The organism is Bradyrhizobium campsiandrae (assembly GCF_014529705.1).
Lineage (GTDB): Bacteria > Pseudomonadota > Alphaproteobacteria > Rhizobiales > Xanthobacteraceae > Bradyrhizobium > Bradyrhizobium campsiandrae.
In genome coordinates this window covers 1-243 of record NZ_JAANIH010000398.1, presented here as the reverse complement: position 1 = coordinate 243, position 243 = coordinate 1, and the positions used below count along the sequence as shown (strand labels likewise).

At 61.7% G+C, this 243-nt stretch carries 1 pseudogene; it reads right to left on the bottom strand.

The annotated features are described in order from the left end of the window. Positions 1-137: pseudogene (locus G8O24_RS43615) on the bottom strand (enoyl-CoA hydratase/isomerase family protein); the annotation flags it as partial. Positions 138-243 lie beyond the last annotated feature (106 nt).

The window sequence follows — 243 nt, the reverse complement described above, 5'->3', positions numbered from 1 at the left end:
ACGAGTCCCACCGCCAGCGCACGCTCGGCACCGATGAAACGTCCAGTCAGAATTAACTCTGACGCCACCGAGACACCAACGAGCCGCGGCAGAAAGTAACTGGTGCCGATGTCGCAGCCGCCGAGCCTTACGTCGACGCGATGATGACGGCTTCGCCGGTCGGGCTGCGCCTATCAAAGGAATGTCTCAACATGAGCGTCGATGCGGGATCGCTGGAAGCCGCGATCGCGATGGAGGATCGCA